1 protein-coding gene is annotated in these 1,186 nt (G+C 70.4%); it reads left to right on the forward strand.

The window, feature by feature from the left end:
• Positions 1–1,186, forward strand: a 1,186-nt coding sequence (locus tag ACFV4K_RS35685; protein WP_379280700.1) for a GNAT family N-acetyltransferase, incomplete at both ends; no start/stop codon positions are given.

Raw genomic sequence — 1,186 nt, forward strand, 5'->3', positions numbered from 1 at the left:
TGGCATTACCGTGCGTTCGGCACGAGCTGAGGAACGGCCGGAACTCGTCCAGCTGATGGACATGGGCTTCGGCATGCGTGGCGGTCCGGCGGACGTCGAGTTCGGGCCGCAGGTCTTCCCCACCGAACGAGCCCTGGTCGCCGTCGACGGCGATCGTCTCGTCGGGCACGTCAACGACCGCGTCATGACCGTCACGGTGCCGGGTCCGCGGACCGTCCAGGCCAGTGGCGTCACCGGCGTCGCGGTCGCGCCCACGCATCGGCGGCGCGGCATTCTGCGGGCGCTCTACACCGCGCTGCACGAGCGCATCGAGGCCGAGGGCCTGCCGCTCACCATCTTCACCGTCAGCGAGGGCGGCATCTACGGCCGTTTCGGCTACGGGCCCTCGATCCAGGAGATCGACCTCTCGATCCGCGGGCGCACCGCCGAATTCCGGCCCACCACACCGGATCCCGGCGGCGTGCGGGTCGCGTCACTGGCCGAGGCCGAGCAGGTCCTGCCGGAGATCTACGACCGCTGGCGACGACTCACGCCCGGTGCGCAGGTGCGTCCCGAAGCCCGGTGGCAGCAGCGGTTCTTCGCGGAATCGGTGCAGAACGAGGACGGCGCGCCGCAGTTCTTCCTGATCCACCCGGACGGGTACGCCATCCTGCGCCGCTCCTGGCACGACTACAAGAACACCGCCACCGTCCGCGAAATGCGCACCGTCACACCGGAAGCCCACATCGCGCTGTGGCGGGTGCTGTTGAGCATGGACCTGGTGCACGACATCAAGGCGAGCACCTACGACGGGGATCCGCTCCCGTTCCTGGTCACCGATCCGCGTCTGATCGAGGTCGTCGGCCGCCACGACACGCTGTGGACCCGCCTCATGGACGTGCCCGCCGCCCTGACCGCGCGCACGTATCAGCGGGACCTGGATGTGGTGCTGGCCGTGGACGATCCGTTCCGCGACGCGGGCGGCACCTTCGCACTGCGGGTACGCGACGGGATCGCCGAGTGCGCGCCCACCGACCGCGGCCCGGATCTCGAACTCGGCATCGACGTGCTCGGCAGCCTCTACTTCGGCGGCTACCGGGCCCGGGTCTACGCCGCCGCCAACCGGATCCAGGCCAAGGAGGCGGCGGTGCTGCGGGCCTTCGACGAGGCGTTCACCGCCGAGCGGGAGGCCGAGCTCGGCTGGTTC

The organism is Nocardia sp. NPDC059764 (assembly GCF_042732555.1).
Classification (GTDB): domain Bacteria; phylum Actinomycetota; class Actinomycetes; order Mycobacteriales; family Mycobacteriaceae; genus Nocardia.